Source organism: Rhizobium sp. 01N447_2 (genome assembly GCF_056399245.1).
The window spans coordinates 36,912-55,263 of sequence record NZ_JBFTQY010000035.1 but is presented as its reverse complement, the minus strand read 5'-3'; the positions used below and the strand labels follow the sequence as shown (position 1 = coordinate 55,263).

At 63.2% G+C, this 18,352-nt stretch carries 14 protein-coding genes; 6 read left to right on the top strand and 8 right to left on the bottom strand.

The annotated features are described in order from the left end of the window. Positions 1 to 27: 27 nt before the first annotated feature. Complete coding sequence (locus AC1ECN_RS22380) at positions 28 to 7,014, bottom strand: apolipoprotein A-IV repeat region-like domain-containing protein (protein ID WP_477954126.1); 6,987 nt, start codon at positions 7,012 to 7,014, stop codon at positions 28 to 30. A gap of 462 nt (positions 7,015 to 7,476) precedes the next feature. On the opposite strand from AC1ECN_RS22380, the gene AC1ECN_RS22375 reads away from it, so the two are divergent. Then, positions 7,477 to 7,860: an Hpt domain-containing protein gene (locus AC1ECN_RS22375; RefSeq protein WP_477954125.1), complete on the top strand. Its 384-nt coding sequence runs from the start codon at positions 7,477 to 7,479 to the stop codon at positions 7,858 to 7,860. Between the two features lie 262 nt (positions 7,861 to 8,122). After that, entirely contained in the window at positions 8,123 to 8,443 is a 321-nt protein-coding gene (locus AC1ECN_RS22370; protein WP_024321843.1) for a 2Fe-2S iron-sulfur cluster-binding protein, read from the top strand. A gap of 316 nt (positions 8,444 to 8,759) precedes the next feature. Here the strand turns inward: AC1ECN_RS22370 and AC1ECN_RS22365 are convergent, their stop codons facing one another. Next, positions 8,760 to 9,386, bottom strand: coding sequence for a DUF922 domain-containing Zn-dependent protease (locus AC1ECN_RS22365; RefSeq protein WP_024321842.1), 627 nt, complete (start codon positions 9,384 to 9,386; stop codon positions 8,760 to 8,762). A 101-nt stretch (positions 9,387 to 9,487) separates the two neighbouring features. Here AC1ECN_RS22365 and folP point away from each other — a divergent pair, with 101 nt between their 5' ends. Genes folP through folK form a run of 3 tightly spaced genes read left to right on the top strand, consistent with a single transcriptional unit; the run spans position 9,488 to position 11,245 of the window. After that, positions 9,488 to 10,357, top strand: a complete 870-nt coding sequence (gene folP / locus AC1ECN_RS22360; RefSeq protein WP_477954123.1) for a dihydropteroate synthase — start codon at positions 9,488 to 9,490, stop codon at positions 10,355 to 10,357. After that, positions 10,354 to 10,719: a dihydroneopterin aldolase gene (gene folB / locus AC1ECN_RS22355; RefSeq protein WP_017964523.1), complete on the top strand. Its 366-nt coding sequence runs from the start codon at positions 10,354 to 10,356 to the stop codon at positions 10,717 to 10,719. The genes folP and folB overlap by 4 nt, the downstream gene beginning before the upstream one ends. Next, complete coding sequence (gene folK, locus AC1ECN_RS22350) at positions 10,712 to 11,245, top strand: 2-amino-4-hydroxy-6-hydroxymethyldihydropteridine diphosphokinase (protein WP_130673529.1); 534 nt, start codon at positions 10,712 to 10,714, stop codon at positions 11,243 to 11,245. Before folB ends, folK begins: the two co-directional genes overlap by 8 nt. A 54-nt stretch (positions 11,246 to 11,299) precedes the next feature. Here the strand turns inward: folK and AC1ECN_RS22345 are convergent, their stop codons facing one another. The 4 genes from AC1ECN_RS22345 to AC1ECN_RS22330 all read right to left on the bottom strand — a co-directional run bounded on the left by AC1ECN_RS22345 (position 11,300) and on the right by AC1ECN_RS22330 (position 15,184). Continuing rightward, complete coding sequence (locus AC1ECN_RS22345) at positions 11,300 to 11,851, bottom strand: hypothetical protein (RefSeq protein ID WP_130672663.1); 552 nt, start codon at positions 11,849 to 11,851, stop codon at positions 11,300 to 11,302. A 210-nt stretch (positions 11,852 to 12,061) separates the two neighbouring features. Beyond that, positions 12,062 to 13,141 carry a YcjF family protein gene (locus AC1ECN_RS22340; RefSeq protein WP_130661684.1) on the bottom strand — a complete coding sequence of 360 codons (1,080 nt, stop codon included), beginning with the start codon at positions 13,139 to 13,141 and terminating at the stop codon, positions 12,062 to 12,064. Beyond that, on the bottom strand, positions 13,138 to 14,613 hold the full coding sequence (locus AC1ECN_RS22335; protein ID WP_130672662.1) for a YcjX family GTP-binding protein: 1,476 nt from the start codon (positions 14,611 to 14,613) through the stop codon (positions 13,138 to 13,140). The genes AC1ECN_RS22340 and AC1ECN_RS22335 overlap by 4 nt, the downstream gene beginning before the upstream one ends. A 76-nt stretch (positions 14,614 to 14,689) precedes the next feature. Continuing rightward, complete coding sequence (locus AC1ECN_RS22330; RefSeq protein WP_130655646.1) at positions 14,690 to 15,184, bottom strand: SixA phosphatase family protein; 495 nt, start codon at positions 15,182 to 15,184, stop codon at positions 14,690 to 14,692. Between the two features lie 276 nt (positions 15,185 to 15,460). Between AC1ECN_RS22330 and dksA the strand changes: the two genes are divergently transcribed. Next, positions 15,461 to 15,880, top strand: coding sequence for an RNA polymerase-binding protein DksA (dksA, locus tag AC1ECN_RS22325; RefSeq protein ID WP_017964517.1), 420 nt, complete (start codon positions 15,461 to 15,463; stop codon positions 15,878 to 15,880). A 141-nt stretch (positions 15,881 to 16,021) separates the two neighbouring features. Here the strand turns inward: dksA and AC1ECN_RS22320 are convergent, their stop codons facing one another. Beyond that, positions 16,022 to 16,657 (bottom strand): DUF1062 domain-containing protein, encoded by a 636-nt coding sequence (locus tag AC1ECN_RS22320; RefSeq protein WP_018072295.1) that lies wholly within the window; start codon positions 16,655 to 16,657, stop codon positions 16,022 to 16,024. 411 nt (positions 16,658 to 17,068) lie between these two features. Next, on the bottom strand, positions 17,069 to 18,151 hold the full coding sequence (locus AC1ECN_RS22315; RefSeq protein WP_130672661.1) for a flagellar biosynthetic protein FliO: 1,083 nt from the start codon (positions 18,149 to 18,151) through the stop codon (positions 17,069 to 17,071). Positions 18,152 to 18,352 lie beyond the last annotated feature (201 nt).

Below are 18,352 nucleotides of genomic sequence, written 5' to 3'. Positions count from 1 at the left end.
TTCGCCAGAGGTATCAGTCAGTCAGGCTCAGCCGAGCCTGCCTGCGGCATGAGCGAGCATGGTGTAGACCTTGCCCGTATCCGAGGTGAGGTAGGACTGCGTCACCGTCCGGTTGGGGTCGGTGCGGGCGACATCGGCGAGCAGCTTTTCGAAATCACCGATGTAGCGGTCGACGGCGGTGCGGAACTCCGGTTCGCGGTCATATTTGCGCTTGATCTCGTCGAAGGTCTGCTGGCCCTTCAGCGTGTAGAGGCGGCGGGTGAAGACGTCGCGCTCGCCGCGCTGGTAACGGCGCCAGAGATCGACCGAGGCGTCGTGATCGATAGCGCGGGCGATATCGACCGAGAGCGAGTTCAGCGATTCGACTACGTGGCGCGGATTGCGGCTATCGTTGCTGCGCGCGACCGGTGCGGCAGTTTCCGCCGGGCGGGCCGGAACGCGGGCAGCCGCCTCGTCGGCGGCCTCCTCACGCGATGCGCCGCGCAGGAGATCGCTGATCCAGCCGCCACTTTCCGGACGAGCCGGCTCTTGGCGACCTGTTTCCGGGCGGCCTGTTTCCTGGCGAGCGGGGGCAGGCTGCGGTGCGGCACGCGGGGGGGCGGCAGCCGGCGCAGACGGTGCGATCGTTCCGCGCAGACCTGTCGCTTCGATCGGCGGCGGTGCTGCTGGCTGCGGCGGCTGGGCTGCGACCGGCTGAGCGGGACGCGGGGCCGGCTGCACCTGAGCGAGCGTGCGGGCGACAGGCTCGGAGATCTCGAGCTGCTGGCTGGAGCGGCCCACGAGCTGGGAGATATCCTGCAGCGCCTTGATCTGCTCGGCGACKGCCCGGCGCATGGCCGAGGCGCTTTCCTTGGCTTCCTCGGGAAGATCGAAGGCGCCGCGCTTCAGTTCGGCGCGGGTGGCGTCAAGCTCGCTGCGGATGTCGGCCGCAGAGCGGCGGATATCTTCGGTGGCGCCAGAGAAGCGGCCGACTGCATCGTCGATCGCCTCGCGCAGCGCTTCCCGCATGTGCTGGGCGGCACCGTCGGAGGCGCGGCCGGCTTCGCCGAGCATGCGCTCGACTTCCGACAGCGAGGCGGTGAGACCGCCGCGAATGCGATTGGAGAGATCGCCGGAACGGCGCTCGACATTGGCGAAGGTGCCGTCGATCGTCGTATTGGCCTCGTCGCCGGCGCGGGTAATCGCCTCGCGCATCGTCTCTGCCGCTTCCTGGGCACGCTTCTCGGTTTCGGTGAGAATGCGGCCGATATCAGCGAAGGAGGATTGCACGCCTTGGCGCAAATTGCCGGTGACCTGGCTGGAGCGTTGTTCTGCCCGCTCGAACACGGTCTCGATCATGCCGCCAAGGCCTTGCATGGTCTTTTCGATCTCGGCGGAGCGTTGGACGAGACCAACGGAAAGCGTCTGCAAAGCGCTCTCGCGCTCCTCGAGCGTCGAAGCGAGATTGGACTGAGCGGCGCCGAGAAGCTGCGAGGCCTGGGTCAGGACCTTGGAGTGTTCGTCGAAGCGGCCGATGATGCCGCCGACCTGCGACAGCGTCTGGCCCGAGATGTCGGAGAGACGGTCGACCTTGCCTTCGAGAAGCCTGGTCGAGGCGGAAACCATCTCGGCGGCCTTGGTGGCGGAGTCGGCAAAGCGCGTGGTGGTGTCGCCGAGACGGCCGTCGACGCTGGTCAGTTGCTCGGCAGCGCGGTTCATCATCATCGCCATCGCCGCGCTGCTTTCCGACATGCGCTGGACGAGGCCGTTGACGTTGCCGACAAGGCTGTTCTCGATGGCGCTGACGGCATTGGCGACATTCTCGGTGCGGGCGGCAACGGCGCTGGCGAGCGCTTCGTTTTCGGCGCGCAGACGGTCGGCGCTGAGGTTGGCCGCGGCGGTGATGCGGGCGGCGGCCTGCTCGCCGGCATCGGTGTAGCGGTCGATGATCGGGCGGGCCGTTTCGTCGAGGATGCGTGTCAATTCGACCGAACGGCCTGATAGCATCGAGTTGAGGTCGCGGGTGCGCTCTTCGAGCGTCGAGCGGATCGAGTTGCCGCGCGCTTCGAGCGCCCGGTCGATTTCGGAGAACGTCGTATCGATCTCGCGGGCACGCTCTTCGAGGTTGGTGCGAATGGCGCTGCTGCGGGCTTCGAGCGCCCGGTCGACATCCGCCATGGTGGCGGAAATCTCGGTGCCGGCGCCCGACAGGGTCGAGCGGATGGCATTGCCGCGTGTCTCCAGGGACTGGCCGGCATCCGACAGTACCTTGGAGATGGCATTGACCTGCGTGCCGACGATGGTCTCGGCCTCTGCGACCTTGTTGACGATGGCGTTGCCGGCTTCCGAGAAGGTCTGGGCAACGGCAGCGGCCTGGCTTGCCAGCCGGTTCTGAGCTTCGGCGACGCGGGTGACGATCTGTGACGAGCGCTCATCCATGGTGCGGGTGAATTCGTCGCTTTTCGCATTGAGATCCTGGGCGAATTGCTGGCCGGTCTTGCCAAGCAGTTCGGTGGTTCTCGTCGCTTCGCCTTCCATTCCCTGAGCCGCGTCGGCAACCGCACTGCGCAGCGTCGAGGCGAGACCGGCGGCCTTGCCTTCGATGGTGCGGTTGACGGCATCGAGGCCGACGGTCAACGCACGGTCCATTGTGGAGAGGCGTTCCTCTATGCGTTCGTTGCCGCGGTCGAGGGTTTCGCCGAGGCTCGCGGTGCGACCCTCGATGGCGCCCGTCAGGCTGGTGGTGCGGCTGTCCAGCGTCTCGGCCAGATTGGCGGTGCGGCTGTCGATCGCCTGAGTGAGGTTTGCAGCACTGCCTTCGAGCGTCGCCGAGATGCGTTGCGTGGCATGGTCGCTGAGCGCGCCGATACGGGAGACGCCGTCGGCAAGCACGCCGGACAGCTGGCCGCTGGCTGCTTCGACCTTTTCGGCAACGCCGCCGACGCCATCGCGGATGCGGGTCTCGATCGCTGCAAGACCAGATTCCACACGCGATCCGGTTTCTTCAAAACGGCCCGTCAGGCTTTCGACCGACCGATCGAGATGGGCGGAGAAATTCTGGGTGGAGCTTGAAATCGCATTTGCCGCCTCCTGGAAGCGGCCGGCGATCTGGCCAGCGCCGGCATGCATGCGATCTTCCAATGTCTGGGCGCCGGCATCGATCGCCTGGCGGATCGCCGCTTCACGGTGCTCCAGCGACAATTCGAGCATGCCGACGCTTGTCGCCACCGAGGTGCCGATGCTGGTCGCCTGTTCGGCCAGCGTATCGCTGATCAGCGCATGGGCCTGGTTCAGCGATAGATCGATGGCGTTGGCGCGGTCTTCGAGCGTCGTGCGGATGCGCTCATGGGCAGAGGCGAGCCCGCCCTCGATGCGCGCTGCGGCCTCGTCGGCGAGGCCTCCGAGCCGTGTATGTGCATCGGTCAGACGGCCTTCGATGCGGCCGGTCAAGCCGCCGACGAGATCCTCGAAGCGGGCGCCGCCGGTATCGAGAACGCCTGAGAGGGCGGCGCTATGTTCGGAAAGCGCATTTTCGAGCCGCTGCTGATTGTCAGTATAAGCGGTGCGGATTGCATCGGTCTTGTCGGAGAAGGCGCCGGCGACTCGGGCTTCGGCACCRGAGACGGCCTCCATGATGGCGTTGCTGCGGGCTTCGAGCACACTGTCGAAGCGGCTCTGGTTATCGTCGAGCGAAATGGCGAGCGCCATGGTCTTTTCATCGAGCGTATCGGTGAGCCGATCGTGGGTTGCCGTTACCGCGCCGATGATCGCGGCGGTGCGGTGGCCCAAGGCCTCCTCGAGGCGAGCCTGGCCTTCGGTTAGCGAGGCGGCGAGGGCGGCGGCCTTCTGGTCGAGCACTCCGTTCAGGCCGACATGCGTGCCGGAAACCGCATTGGTGATCGCCTCGGCGCCTGTTGTCAGCGTCTCCTCGAGACGGCTCTGGCTCTCATTCAGCGAGATGGCAAGCGCCATCGCCCGATCGTCGAGTGTCTCGGACAGGCGGTCGTGGGTGGCAGAGACCGCATTGAGTAAGGATTCCGAGCGGCTCTCCAGGGTGTCCTGCAGGCGGCTCTGGCCCTCGTTCAGGGAGGCGGCGATCGCCGTCGCCTTTTCGTCGAGCGTTTCCGAGAGTCGGTCGTGCGTGCCGGACACGGCCTTGAGGAAGGCTTCAGAGCGTGCTTCCAGCGTGTCTTCGATCCGCGACTGGCTCTCATTGAGCGAGATGGCGAGCGTCATCGCCTTCTCGTCCAGCGTCTCGGACAGGCGGTCATGGGTGCCGGAGACCGCATTCAGCAGGGCTGCCGAGCGGGTTTCCAGCGTGTCTTCGATACGCGTCTGGGTTTCGTTGAGGGAGATGGCGAGGGCCATCGCCTTTTCGTCCAGCATCTCGGAGAGGCGATCATGGGTGCCGGAAACGGCGTTCAGCAGCGCTGCGGAGCGGGTTTCGAGCGTATTCTCGATACGGGCATGGCCTTCGCTCAGCGAGGTGGCAAAAGCTGCCGCCTTGCCGTCCAGAGTCTCCGAGAGACGATCATGGGTGCCGGAGACGGCGTTCAGCAGCGCCGCGGAGCGGGTTTCCAGCGTATCCTCGATGCGGGCCTGGCCCTCGTTCAAGGAAATGGCGAGCGCCATCGCCTTTTCGTCGAGTGTTTCGGCAAGACGGTCGCGCGTGCCGGATACAGTGTTCAGCAGTGCCTCGGCGCGCGTTCCAAGCGCATCCTCGATGCGGGCATGGCGCTCGTCGAGCGAGGTCGTAAGGGCCGCCGCCTTGCTGTCCAGCGTTTCCGACAGGCGATCATGCGTGCCAGACACGGCGTTGAGGAAGGCCTCGGAGCGGGTCTCGAGCGTGTCCTCGATGCGAGCCTGGCTCTCGTTCAAGGAAATGGCGAGCGCCATCGCCTTTTCGTCGAGCGTCTCGGCAAGACGGTCATGGGTGCCGGAGACGGCATTGATGATGGCGTCGGAGCGGGTTGCCAGCGCTTCCTCGAAGCGCCCATGATGCGTGGTCAGCGCCTCGACCAGCGCGCCGCCGCGCTCTGCCATGACGCTGTCGATGCGGCCGTGGGCGGTGCCGAGCGCCTCGCTGATTTCGGCCGTACGCGCAGCAAGCACGCCGCTCAGCTCCTCGGCGCGACCGCCGAAGGCAGCGGTCACCTGCTCTGTGCCAGCGGCAACGGMAGTCGTCAGATCGGTGGTGGTGGTGCGTAGCGTGTCGCGGAGTTCGGCCGAGCGTGTCTGAAGGTTGTCCTGCAGTTCGGAGGTGCCTGATGCAAGCGTCAGCGCGATTTCAGAAGTCGCGCTCTGCAGCGCAGAGGTCAGTTCACCGGTGCGGCTGGTGAGTGCTGTGGTAATTTCGTCTGCGCGGTTGCCAAGCGTGCTTTCCAGCACTTCGTGGCTGGTGGCGAGCGCGGTGGCGAGCGCCAGCGACTGGTCGGTCATCGACGAACCAAGCCGGTCGATGCCGGAATTCAGGATGCCGTCGATCGAATCCGAGCCGCCGGTCAGCGTCTCGTTGATACGAGCGAGGCTCTCGATCAGCTTGGTATCGAGCGAGCCGGTTCGCTTGTCGAAGGCGCTGGTGAATTCGGCGACGCGTTCGTCGAAGGCGGTCGACAGTTGGGCGACGGTCGTCTGCAGCCGCTCTTCGAAGAAGCCGGAGCGCACGTCGAGATCCATGACGGCGTCGTCGGCCGTGGTCTGCAGGCTCTGGCGGAAACTTGCGCCCTTTTCGTCGAGCGCGCTGTTCAGCTTCGACAGCACGTCGTCAAGCGTGCCGCCGATCGTGCGTTCGCCTGACGTCAGGCTCTCGTTGATCTCGCGGGTGCGGGCGATCAGGATCTCGTTGAGCTGGTGCGTGCGCTCGTTCAGCGCCGCATTCAGCTTCTCGGTGCTGCTGTCCATGGTCGAGGCGCGCGTTTCGAACTGGCTGAGCAGCCTTTCGCCATGGTCGTTGAGATTGACGGAGAGCGCTTCGAGGCGGTTGTCGAATTCTGTGGCGAGCGCAAAACCCGATGCGTTGAGTGTCTGCAACAGGGTATCGGTCTTGGCTGCGAGCAGGCTGCCCATCGACTGCAGAGCGTTGTCCGACTTTTCCAGGATCGTCGCGGCGCGCGTATCGATCAGCGAGGCGAAGGCTTCGCCCGATGTGGCAAGCCGCACCGCGATCTCTTCGGTCGCAAGCGACAGCTCTTCCTTCAGCTGGTCGTGGACGCTGCCGATCGAGGTGCGGATACGGTCGGCATGGTTGACGATCGCCTCACGCTCGGAGCCGAGTTCGTGGACGAGGCCGCGAACGCGCAACTCGTTGTCGGCATAGGAACGTTCAAGCGCATTGACTTCGGAATGGACGAGCGTTTCCAGCTCGGAGGCACGCGCGATGGTGCGCTCGATGCCCTCGTTCATGGCCGAGACCTCACGGCGCACGGCCTGGCCGACGGTCATGATGCGCTCGGAGGCGATGGTTTCCGGCTCTGCCAGGCGCAATGCCACCTCTGCCATGGAGCGGGCGGCGTTGCGCATGTCCTGAGCGCGAGAGATCATGATGGCGAAGGCATAGAACATCATCACGGGAACGATGATGCCGACGAGGCCGGCGATGACGCCGGGCAGGGCGACGAGATCGGCGAGCGAACGGATCTGCCAGATCTGCGGAGCATAAAGCAGCGACATCAGGCCGAGGCCGGCCATGACCCAAAGCACGGAAAACAGCGTGGCGGTGCGCACCGCCGAGCGGCTGGAGGCGCCGTCAAAGGATTTCAGGATCGAAGCGGGCGTATTGCGGCTGGCGTCGTTGGCGGGCGTGAAGGCCGGACCCCTGGAAGCCTGCTCGCCGGCGGCACCGCGGCGGCTGCGGCGCTGCGCTTCTTCCTGCTGATTACGCGCATTCGATGGATCAGACACATTAGCCTCCGGGGCCTGGGGCGCGTCGCCGCGGCGAGACGGTACGTTATCCTTGCTAAAGTCGATCTGGAGCGCCTCGTCCAATGCCTTGAACGCCTTGTCCTCAATTGACTCATTGTATTTGTTGTTCGCCATTCGGGTATGCCTCGTTACTGTCAGCCGGCCCAACCGCGCATCCCTGGCTTCCGCCTCACCCGGGAACAACTTTGCCGTTCCAGCCTTCCATCCCAACGAAGGACGGATAAGCATGTCATTTCAGAGTAGATAGCCGCTTTTTCAAACGGAAGGTATCAAAACACTACCATTATCCACTCGCTCGGCAAAGGCGCGTACCATAAACCCGCTCCACCAGTATCGTAGTGACACATCTGGGCTCTTCACACAATTAATGAAGGCTTGAGATTCACGGCTCGTTAACCCGTTGTTAACATCTTTGAATCCGAGGCATCGCTTAAAAACCAATAATTTAGGGATATTTAACGGACGTTAACCATATGGCGAGATTTCCGCCATGAATGTGCCGGAATTTAACGTGATGGCCACCCTCCTGACGCAGAACTGTTGCAACTGCGGACGATAGAGACGGGAGAATTGGCAATGGCAGCCCAGATGGCAGCATTGAACATCGTATTCGAGGCGCCGGATAATGCAAAGGGACCGTGTCCTTCGAAGGTCCGGCCGATCGATCTGGTCCATCTCGCAAAGCAGACGATGGGCGACAAGACGCTGGAAATCGAAGTCCTTCAGATGTTTGCGCGCCAGGCGCGTGCCTGCCTCCAGGATATCGCGAGTGGCGAAACCATCCGTATTGGCGCAGCCGCGCACCGGCTGAAGGGTGCGGCAAGCTCGGTCGGCGCGTTCCGCGTGTCGCAGACGGCGGAAGCCGTCGAGGAAACCGGCGGTGATGYCGGCGCGACAGCAGCGCTCGGTGCTGCCGTTATCGATGCCGAGAATTTCATCCTGAAGCTCTGCCGCGGCTGATCTCCAAGTCTTTGTCTGACGCATGTCGTTGTCCCAAAACCGCTGCACAATTTTGGGCGAGATGCATTGAGGTACCGTTCGAACGAGGCCCGTTGTTCCATTGCGGAACCGCGGGTCTTTTTGCGACGTCCGGTATGACGCTTTGAAGACGGCGGGCGAAGGCCCGATCTGCGAGGTTGTCGCGGATTTCCCAATGTTGACTGATGCGTCGAATTGTCGGAAGAAAATCCGCCCATCCACCTGAAGACCGGAAATAGTTCTGATGCCCAAACTTACCATCGTCGCGTTCGACGGCACGCGCTTCGACCTCGACGTCGACCAAGGCTCCACCGTGATGGAGAATGCCGTGCGCAATTCGGTGCCCGGCATCGAGGCCGAATGCGGCGGCGCCTGCGCCTGCGCGACCTGTCATATCTATGTCGACGAGGAGTGGACGGAGAAGGTCGGCCAGCCGGAAGCGATGGAAGAGGACATGCTCGACTTCGCCTTCGATGTACGCCCGACCTCGCGGCTGTCCTGTCAGATCCGGATGAAGGCTGTCTATGACGGGCTCGTGGTGCACGTGCCGGAACGCCAGGCCTGAAGCGCGCTGCGCTTCAAACGTCGCCGAAAAATCCGATATCAAAAAAGACGCCTCGCGCGCTAGAGCGAGCGAGGCGAGGCGGGCGCATTACCTACGGATGAGGGAGGAACATCCGCGGCTTCGGAACGCGCCAGGAGAACCCAGCGATGAAAGTGCAGATGCCGTACCTGAACTTTCGAATGTGTTCATATTAACGCGTTCCGGTTGAGTCTGCCAGGATGAAAAATGACCATTCAATCGCTGGGGAGGGTGCAAGTTTCGCACAAGTTTCGTTGTGCAGCTAAGGTTTTCCGCTCGCAACCAAACTGAAAAAGCCTTATTTTGCGCCGGCTCGACCATTGATTCGATTGTTCAGCAACCGCAACATGCGCTTCTGAAAATTGACCGCCTCGACCCGGTCGAATCGCGCCTGCTGCCGGTCGTGCTCCTCTATACCGCGAGCTGATTCGTCGGAGACGAGTTCCTGCATGGCTTCGCAGCCGCGCTGCTGCGGCAGCGCCCGGATGGCGCGCTCCATGGCGCGGGCCTGATCGCGGGCGATCTCGGCGTGGCGCTCCTCGTGGCGCTTGATATCGCTCGACAGAGCGTCCCAGATCATCGACAGCTCCTTGCTGGCGCCCCTGCGGCTGCTCCAGCGCGGCAGGATGATCTGGGTGTGGACCGTGACCTTGACGTTGCCGACGCGGCAGCGCCCGTTATCCTGAATATAGGTTGCTTCGCCGCCGAAGCGGATCTTCGTGGCGCCGGGATGACGCGCCGAAGAGCCGCTCGCCGTCGGCCCGCGTCGGCTGAGTTCGCGGTCGAGCTCATCCGCGGTTGTGCCGCGAATGTCGAAATAAGAATAGCTTTTCGATGCGATCACTTCGGCTGCCACGGGGCTGCAGAGGGAAAGAGCAATGGAAAAGGCGATAGGAAGGACCATATAACGCACTGCAAGCGGCATTCTGAACGCAACCCGTGTTGAAATCGACGGGAGCTTGGGGCATAGCCACCACAAGCGCAATATCGGATGGTGCTTTTTTCGTCTCCAATGGGATAAGTCTGGTGACAGGGCTCGAAGGCAGATTGTGGCGTGTCGGCCATGGCCGGGAGATCGAACTCGGCCGTCGTTCGACGATCATGGCGATCATCAACGTGACGCCGGACTCCTTCTCCGACGGCGGACGCTTTGAAACCGTCGATGCGGCGGTCGAGCAGGCGCTGCGGGCGGTGAGCGAGGGTGCCGGAATTGTCGATATCGGCGGTGAATCGACCCGGCCGAACGCAGCAACCGTCAGCCCTTCCGAGGAGCAGGCGCGCGTGCTGCCCGTCATCGAGGCGCTACGCGGCCGCACCCAGGCGCTGATTTCCATCGACACCTATCGCGCCGAAACGGCGCGGCTTGCAATCAGTGCCGGCGCCCATATCGTCAATGACGTCTTCGGGCTGCAGAAGGAGCCCGATATCGCTGATATCGCCGCAGTGACAGGAGCCGGACTCTGTATCATGCATACCGGTCGCGACAGGGTAAAACTTGTCGATGTGATTGCCGACCAGGTGCATTTCCTCGAGCGATCGCTTGCGATCGCCGCTGCGTCAGGCGTCAACAGCGATCGCATCGTGCTCGATCCGGGCTTCGGCTTCGCCAAGGAGACGGCGGAAGAAAACCTGGAGCTGATGACGCGGTTTTCCGAACTTTCCCGCTTCGGTCTGCCGCTGCTCGCCGGTACGTCGCGCAAACGCTTCCTCGGCGCGGTAACGGGGCGTGAGGCGCAGGACAGGGATGCGGCGACGGCTGCGACCAGCGCGCTGCTCAGACTTCAAGGGGCTGCGGTTTTCCGCGTGCACAATGTCGCAATCAACAGGGATGCGCTCGATATCGCCGATGCTATGCTCAATGCGCGCCAGGAATTCGAGAGGAAGCGGCCGACATGACCACCTACACGATTACGCTGCAGAACTGCGCCTTCTTCGCGCGCCACGGCGTGCATGACGAGGAGGAATTCCTCGGTCAGCGTTTCTTCGTCGATGCCGAGCTCGATGTCGTCGCCGGCGAGGCGCTGGAAAGCGATTCGATCAACGATACCGTCAACTACGGTGTCGCCTTCACCGTGATCGAGCAGATCGTTACGGGCAAACGGCGCTACCTGATCGAGGCACTGGCGCTCGATATCGCCAAGGGGCTCTGCGAGACATTCCCGCAAGTGCGGCGGGCGAAGATCACGGTGCGCAAGCCGAACGCGCCGGTGCCTGGCGTGCTCGATTTCGTGCAGGTGAGCGTTGAACATTTTGCCTGAGGCCGCATGGCAATCCGCCACACTCGGTCTCGGCGGCAATATCGGCGATCCCGTAAAGGCGATGGCGGCCGCGCTGCAGAGGCTGGACGGACGGGACGACTGTCGGGTTACGGCGGTCTCGCGGCTCTATCGCACGCCGCCCTGGGGCAAGACGGACCAATCCTTCTTCTTCAACGCCTGCGCTGCCGTCGAGACCAGGCTGGAGCCTGAGGCTTTGCTCGATGTCTGCCTGTCGATCGAACGGGAAATGAAACGTGAGCGCATCGAGCGCTGGGGGCCGCGCACGCTCGATATCGACGTGCTGACCTATGGCGATGTGATCCAGGACGCGCCGCGGCTGGAACTGCCGCATCCGCGCATGACCGATCGCGGTTTCGTGCTGATGCCGCTTGCCGATATCGCGCCGGGTCTGCTCGTCAGGGGCAGGGCGGTGAGTGAGTGGCTGTCGGATGCCGAGGTGACCGGAATCGAGGTCGCCGACGGTAGTCGCGACTGGTGGCTGAGCGCCCGAAGCAAGGGGACCTGAAACGCAAAACGGCGGGAAACCCGCCGCTTCAGGAAAATCCACTGTAGGGTTTGTCTACTCGATGGAACCGACGGCCATCTCGTCGACCTGGCGGGTCAGCGTCAGGCCGATGACCGGCACCATCTGGCTTTCGACCTTGACCGAAACGGTGACGTTCATCGTCTTGTCGTCGCGCACGCGGGCGATCATCGCGCCATTCAGCTTGGCGCGGTTGATGCCGACAACGACAGTATCCTCGGAGACGGCGCCGGAGACGACGTCAAGGCCCTTGCCGGCGGCGCCGTCGAGGAACTTGCCCTTGTAGGTCGAGCCCGACTGCGAGATGACGGCGGTCATCGGCTGCTTGAAGACGCCGACGCGGCAGGTGCCGTCGAGCTTGATGCCGGCGCTGCTGTCGCCGGTGGGCTCACCGATCAGGTTGCAGGTGAATTTCGTGCCCTTGTACTTGCCGGCGACGATTTCGCCAGGCCCCTTCCATGATCCGGCGACGGAATCGAAGAACGCCTTGTCACGGGTTGCAGCAGTGGCTGCCGGAGCGACATCGGCGACGGGAGACAATGCCGCGGCGGTCAACCCGCATACGATGAGAAACTTGCGCGAATACATGGATTTTCCTTGGCAAACACCACTCACGAACTGGCTGCAAGTTTTGCCGAAGAATGGTTAATCCTTCCTTTCAATTGTGCCGAAATGCGAGGCGGCGCACGGCTTTCGTGCGACGGCGATTTTAAACTCCCGTCACTAGATCCTTGAATCTGCTGAAATTTCTCTGGCATTACGCAAGGGGAGGCGAAAGCTGCGGAATCGCTGTTTCGTTCAAGGATTGTTGCCGCGCGGCGACATGGACGGGGTGAGATCGCCGATGAAATCACCGATTCCCGGTCGCTTCAGGGCGCGGAAGGCGAGCGGACGGCAGAGATCCATCGCGGCGATTCCAATGCGGGCGGTCATCAGGCCGTTGATGACGCCTTCGCCCAGTCGGGCTGAGAGCTTGGAGGCCAGTCCATGGCCGAGCACCTGCTGCACCAGGCTGTCGCCGACGGCGATCGAGCCGGTGACGGCCAGATGCGCCAGCACGTCGCGCAGCAGGCGGAACATGCCGAGCGTGCCGGGACGGCCGCCGTAAAGCTCGGCCATGGCGCGAATGAGGCGCACGGCTTCATAGAGCACGTAGAGCAGGTCGACCACGGCGCGCGGGCTGACGGCCGTGACGATCGAGACGCGCTTGGAGGCATTGACGATCAGGGCGCGGGCCTTGCGGTCGAGCGGAGCAAGCAGTTCGCGCTCGGCCAGCGCGATCAGATGCGGGGGATCGATGACCTCGCCCTCGGTCGCCTTCAGCGTCGCACGGCCCTTCGATGTCTCGGGATTTGCCGAGAGCAGCGCAGTCAGCTGGGCGACGACGGCGCGCGCCTTGGCCGGCCGAGTCTCGAGGATCGCCGCCTCGGCTTCGGCCTTGATCTTCTGGACGGCGGCAAGACGCATCATGCCGATGGTTTCGCGGATGACGAGGGCGAGTATGGCGAGAATGCCGACCGCCAGCACGGCAAGGGCCGCATAACCCAGCCAGTCGGCACGGGTGAATAGATCGCGGATCAGGCTATCGGTCCAGAGTCCGATGGCGAGCGACAGCAGGATGCCGAAGGCGCCGGCGGCGATCTTGCCGAAGGAGGTCCGACGTCTCGCCGGCGTTGCAACGGGGACCGCGCTCAGATCATTGTCGGGATTGAGGAAGGGATCGTCCTCGTCAGATGTCACGACGATATTTTCGGAGAAGCTTTCTGGCTTGCGCCGCTGCTCTCCCTGCCGGCCGTTGTCGCGCAGCTCAGCAGCCTCGTCCTCATAGCTGAAGGCGGCGGGTGCGCGGCGCGGCGGATCGGACGGTGGCTTGCTCATGCGAGACGGTCTCCGAACAGGAACTGCATGGCGCGGTCGAGGCGGATATGCGGCACCGACAGCTTGATACCGCCGCCGGTTTCCTCAAGGTGCGGCGGGCGGAACCTGACGACATTGACATCGGGCAGTTGCACACCGGTCTCGCCCGAGGCGATGCGGTCGAACAGGCTTTCCGGATCCTCCGGCAGGTCGCCGGGGAAGATGGCGGTCTTTCTCTGGCCGTCAAAGCGCTCGCCGGCAATGGTTTCGCCTTCCATCGGCGTGCCGACAATGACCGGCAGTTCATGGCCGTCACGCTTGACGGTCGCCTCGCGGGTGGCCCGCACGGAGGCAAGCGCCATGACGTCGATGCCGGCACCGGCCATGCCGATGCGGTCGATGGCGCGGTCCACCAGGCGGCGGGTCAGCGCGTCGAGCCGGTCGTGGCTTTCATGATGGAGATGATCGGCCTTGGTGGCGGCAACCAGTACGCGGTCGATGCGCCGCCCGAGCAGGGAGGAGAGCAGCGAATTGGTGCCGGGGCGGAAGCAGGCAAGCACATCGGTCAGCGCGCGCTCCAAATCCTGCACGGCTTCGGGGCCGCGGTTCATCGCCTGCAGCGCATCGACCAGGACGATCTGGCGGTCGAGACGGGCGAAATGCTCGCGGAAGAAGGGTTTGACGACGACGGATTTATAGGCCTCGTAGCGCCGCTCCATCATCGTCCAGAGCGCGCCGCGGCCGGGACGCCCGTCCGGCGGTAGAGCCAGCGGCGCAAAGGTCAATGCTGGCGAGCCGTCGAGATCGCCGGGCAGGAGCAGGCGGCCAGGCGGCAGGGTGGAAAGCGAGCGTTCGTCGGCTTTGCAGGCTTTGAGATAATCGGCAAAAGCCGTGGCGAGGTCGCGGGCGATCATCTCGTCGGCGCCGGCATGGATGTCAGTGGCGCGCGTCAGCGCCAGCCATGGGTGCGACAGCTCGGAGCGGACGCCGGTTTCGGCCAGCGCGATCGTTTCCTCGCTGAACGTGCGGTAATCCTTGCCGAGCAGCGGCAGGTCGAGCAGCCATTCGCCGGGATAATCGACGATATCGATCGACAGCCGGCCGGGCGAAAACAACCGGTTCCAGCCGCTGGCGCTCTGATAGTCCAGCGTGATGCGCAGCTCGGAGATGGCGCGGGTCGAATCTGGCCAGATACGGTCCTTCACCAGCGCACGGATATGGTCCTCGTACTGGAAGCGCGGCACGGCATCGTCGGGCTGCGGCTCCAGCCGTACCGCCGAGACGCGGCCTGATTGGACCGGTTCGAACAGCGGCAGGCGGCCGCCATGCAGGAGATTGTGGACGAGTGAGGAGATGAAGACCGTCTTGCCGGAGCGGGAAAGGCCGGTGACACCGAGCCGCACGGTCGGATTGACGAGGCCGCTCGCCCGGTCGGCGAGATTATCGAACGCGATGCGGGCGTCATCGGCAAAAGATGTCAGGCGTGGCGGCAAGGCGCGATTCCGGTTGGTGACTGCCCCGCAATATAGGGAGGGCGCGCCGCCCGCAAAAGAAGCGGCGCGAAAGTCTTCAGACGACCACGAAATCGGTGAGGCGCCAGGCGGTGGCCGAAGCATCGAAATCGAGCACGGCAAGGCCTGCCGTCGGAAAGCCGCCGGGAAGGGCGCTGACCATCGCATCGTGGCCGATCAGCGTCTCCAGCGCCTGCTCCATGGTCGGATTGTGGCCGACCAGCATGACGGCGGCCTCTTCCTGCGCATCGATGATCTCGAGATAGTTATCAACCGTGGCGTTATAGAGCGCATCGACATAACGAACCTCGAGCGTAAGGCCCATCGCCCGGTACACCGCATCGGCGGTACCGCGGCAGCGCAGCGCGGTCGAACTGATCAGAAGATCGGGACGGTAGCCTTTGTCGGCGGCCTTGTCGGCGATGATTTCGGCATCGCCGAAGCCATTTTCATTGAGCGGCCGGTCGAAATCGCGCTGTCCGGGTTCGGCCTGGGCGGCCTTGGCGTGGCGCAGGAGATAGATGCGGTTGGGCGGAGGCAGGGGTACGGTCATGGGCAAATCCAGGATCCAGCGGGCCTTTTCAGTAGCGGTTGCAATCGGCCGGCGTCAACCGTCAGCGCTGCTCCAGCTGCCCAAAACGCGGCTGATAACATGGCGTTTTGAAGGCGAAGCAAAAAACGCAGGCCGGAATAATGATGAGAAAATAGTCTGTTAGCCGAAAACTGTGACAGATTTAAAAATCTGTTTACCTGTCGTATTTGGCTTGAATCGCGGCTAGCGCTTGGGATATACACCCCGCCAGATGAGATGTTCTTCAGGAGAATCGCGTTGAGTGAGAAGATCGATCTTAGCAATTACGTTCCCTCGGAAGAGGAAGAGTTCATGAACGTAAACCAGCGTGCCTATTTCAGGGCCAAGCTGGTTGCATGGAGAAATGATATCCTTAGAGAAGCGCGTGAGACGCTCGACCATCTGGCCGAGGAAAGCGCAAACCATCCCGACCTCGCCGACCGGGCGTCGTCGGAAACAGACCGGGCGATCGAACTTCGCGCCCGTGACAGACAGCGAAAGCTGATTTCGAAGATCGACGCGGCACTGCAGCGCATCGAAGACGGCACCTACGGCTATTGCGAGGAAACCGGCGAACCGATCGGCCTCAAGCGCCTCGACGCCCGCCCGATCGCGACGCTGTCGATCGAGGCGCAGGAGCGTCACGAACGCCGCGAAAAAGTCTATCGCGACGAATGAGAGTTTTCATGCAGGCATGAGAGCAGAATAGGCGCCGCGATCTGATCGCGGCGCTTTTTTGTTTATCCATTGTCCCGCGTGTTGGAGAACAAGCCGCAAAGGCCCCGAGATTCGAGTCTTTGTGGCGGCGGGTTTTGACGACTACAGCGGATCTCCCGACGCCAGAGGCTTCCACGATTGCTCTCGGTCAGCTTCCATGGCGAGGTCAATCAACACCAAGGTGCCATTCCTGATCCGCCGCCGCATGACGTCTGCTCGATCAGGATCTGTCCGAACCATGCCTTCATCGTAAAGAGCCTGCAGCCGCGAGCGTGAAACCTTCAGCTCGGACGCCAGCAGGCGGTCAAGGCGTATGCTCGTTGGAAACGGGACCAACAGTTCGATTGTCAATCTCGTCCAATGTGCAGTTTCGCGCTGCATCTCCTTTGCGATTTCAAATTCGACAAATTCGTCCACACGCTGCGATCTGCGTCGGAGAGCATCGAGGTTGAAGGTTTCTGCCCTAATCCAATCCGGATCGTTGGACTGCAGCGCAGCAAGGACGGCAGGATCGATGTCGCGAACATTCCGGCGCTCGAGGATTGGCCGATTCCATGTCCTTTCACAGGTCAGGCATTTGTAGATAAGCCAAGCGTCAAGCTTGCGACCGTTGGCGTTAAGCCGGATCTTGCCGCTGGATTGGAAAGCTCTCAGGCCTCCGCATCCGCCGCATGCAATCCAAGGCTGGGGAGCTGTCTTGGGAATAATGGTCCATCGGACCCGAAGCGTATTGCACATACCGTCTTGGTCTTCCGTTCGGAAGTCCACCAAGATGGTGCTTGAGAAAACCCCTGCGGGCGCGGTGTGGCGATGTTGTGGGCGGCTGAAGAGCTGAGACAGCGGAGCTGCACATGGCACATTGTAACAATGCCAAACCGGTCTCTCGCCACCACCCGATGAACATGTTCATACGCCGTCAGCGTGTAGCTGCCCGGCAGTACGGGTGAAACTGGAGTGAGACCGGTATTTACTTAGGCAAAGTATGACCTCGATGCGCCAACGCTCTTCAACCGGAGCGATAACAAATTATCAGCACAAGATGGAGTCCCCTGATGCATCGGGAACTGAAAGTCGCCGCATTGCGGCTTTTATGCAACTTGGTGATGAAGGAAGGTCGGACGTACGTTTCCGCTCACCTGTCGCGCCCGATCACTTGTCGCGGTTGACGCTCATCTCGCCGAAGATACGGGCGACTTCTTTTTGCAGATCGGTATCGGCGCCGGTGATCGGGGCCATTTCCGGATCGCGGCGCGGCAGGTTTCCGGGTTGCGGCGCTCTGGGCCGGGGGTCCTGGTTTGCCGGCGCCGGCACGATGCGTTCGGCAGTCAGATTGTTCGACATTTCCTGTTCCAGCACCCGCTGGAAATCAAGACGGCTCGCTGCTGCAGACTGCGCAGCCGAAGCGTCTTCGGCGCTACCTGGTGCGGCGCGTGCGGCCGCCGGCATCTCCTGGACAGGCGGGGCGGAGACCTCGGGTTCGATGCGGTGCTGCGGCAGCACGCGCTGACGGGCGGCATCGAGGGTCTCGGCGGCACTTGAGGTATCGTGGAACGGTGCGGGCTGCGCCGCTGGAGGAGCGGCGGGACGCTCCGGCGGGCGTGGCTGGGGCTGGGCAGCACGCAGAGGATTGTCGAGTTCGGCCGACAGCGGAGCAGTCACCGGCTCTGCCGGAAGAGGGCTCGTGACCACCGGCGGTGCCACGGCCGGCTGGACAGGCGGTTGGGTCGACGGTTGGGTCAACGATTCTGGGCGCGGGCGCGGCTCTGGCAAACCCGGCGCAGCGAAAGAGGGTTCGGCGGCGGGCTCGACACGGGCTGCGACCGGTGGGCGCGGTGGCGAAACCGGTGGCGTTTCCCGTGGCATTTCCGGCCGCGCGACGGATATCGGCCGCTGTTCGACGGGTTGCGGGCGGCTGGCGCCGTCCGGCTGTTCGGCCGCTGCCGGCAGGATACGGCTTTCGATGACGATATCACTCGGGCCGCCGATCATGATCAGGTGCTCGACATCGTCGCGGCGCACCAGCACCAGCCGGCGACGGGCATCGACGGCTGCGGCATCCAGCACCTGCAGGCGGGGCTGGCGGTTGCGGCCGCCGCGCACGAAGGGTGAGGGCGCCCGGCTGCGGATCACCCAGAGCACGATGATGAGCAGGAGAAGCGCCAGACCGACGCCACCGGCGGCAAGCAGGAAACGGCTGCCATAAGCTCCGACAACATCATCCAACATAGTCACTCACTCCATTTCGCATTCGGCACATATTGACGACTTTTCCGTTCCTTAGGCAAGGGCAGCCAGTGCTGTCCAGTCACGGGAGAACGCGATTTCGTGTTCCGCTGCTAGGCACCCGGCGACCTTGCGCGCGGGTGGCAGCATTGGGCTTCTGGGGCAGATGGCGCTGTTGCCTGTGAATTCAAGCAGTCTTGCCGGCTAGCG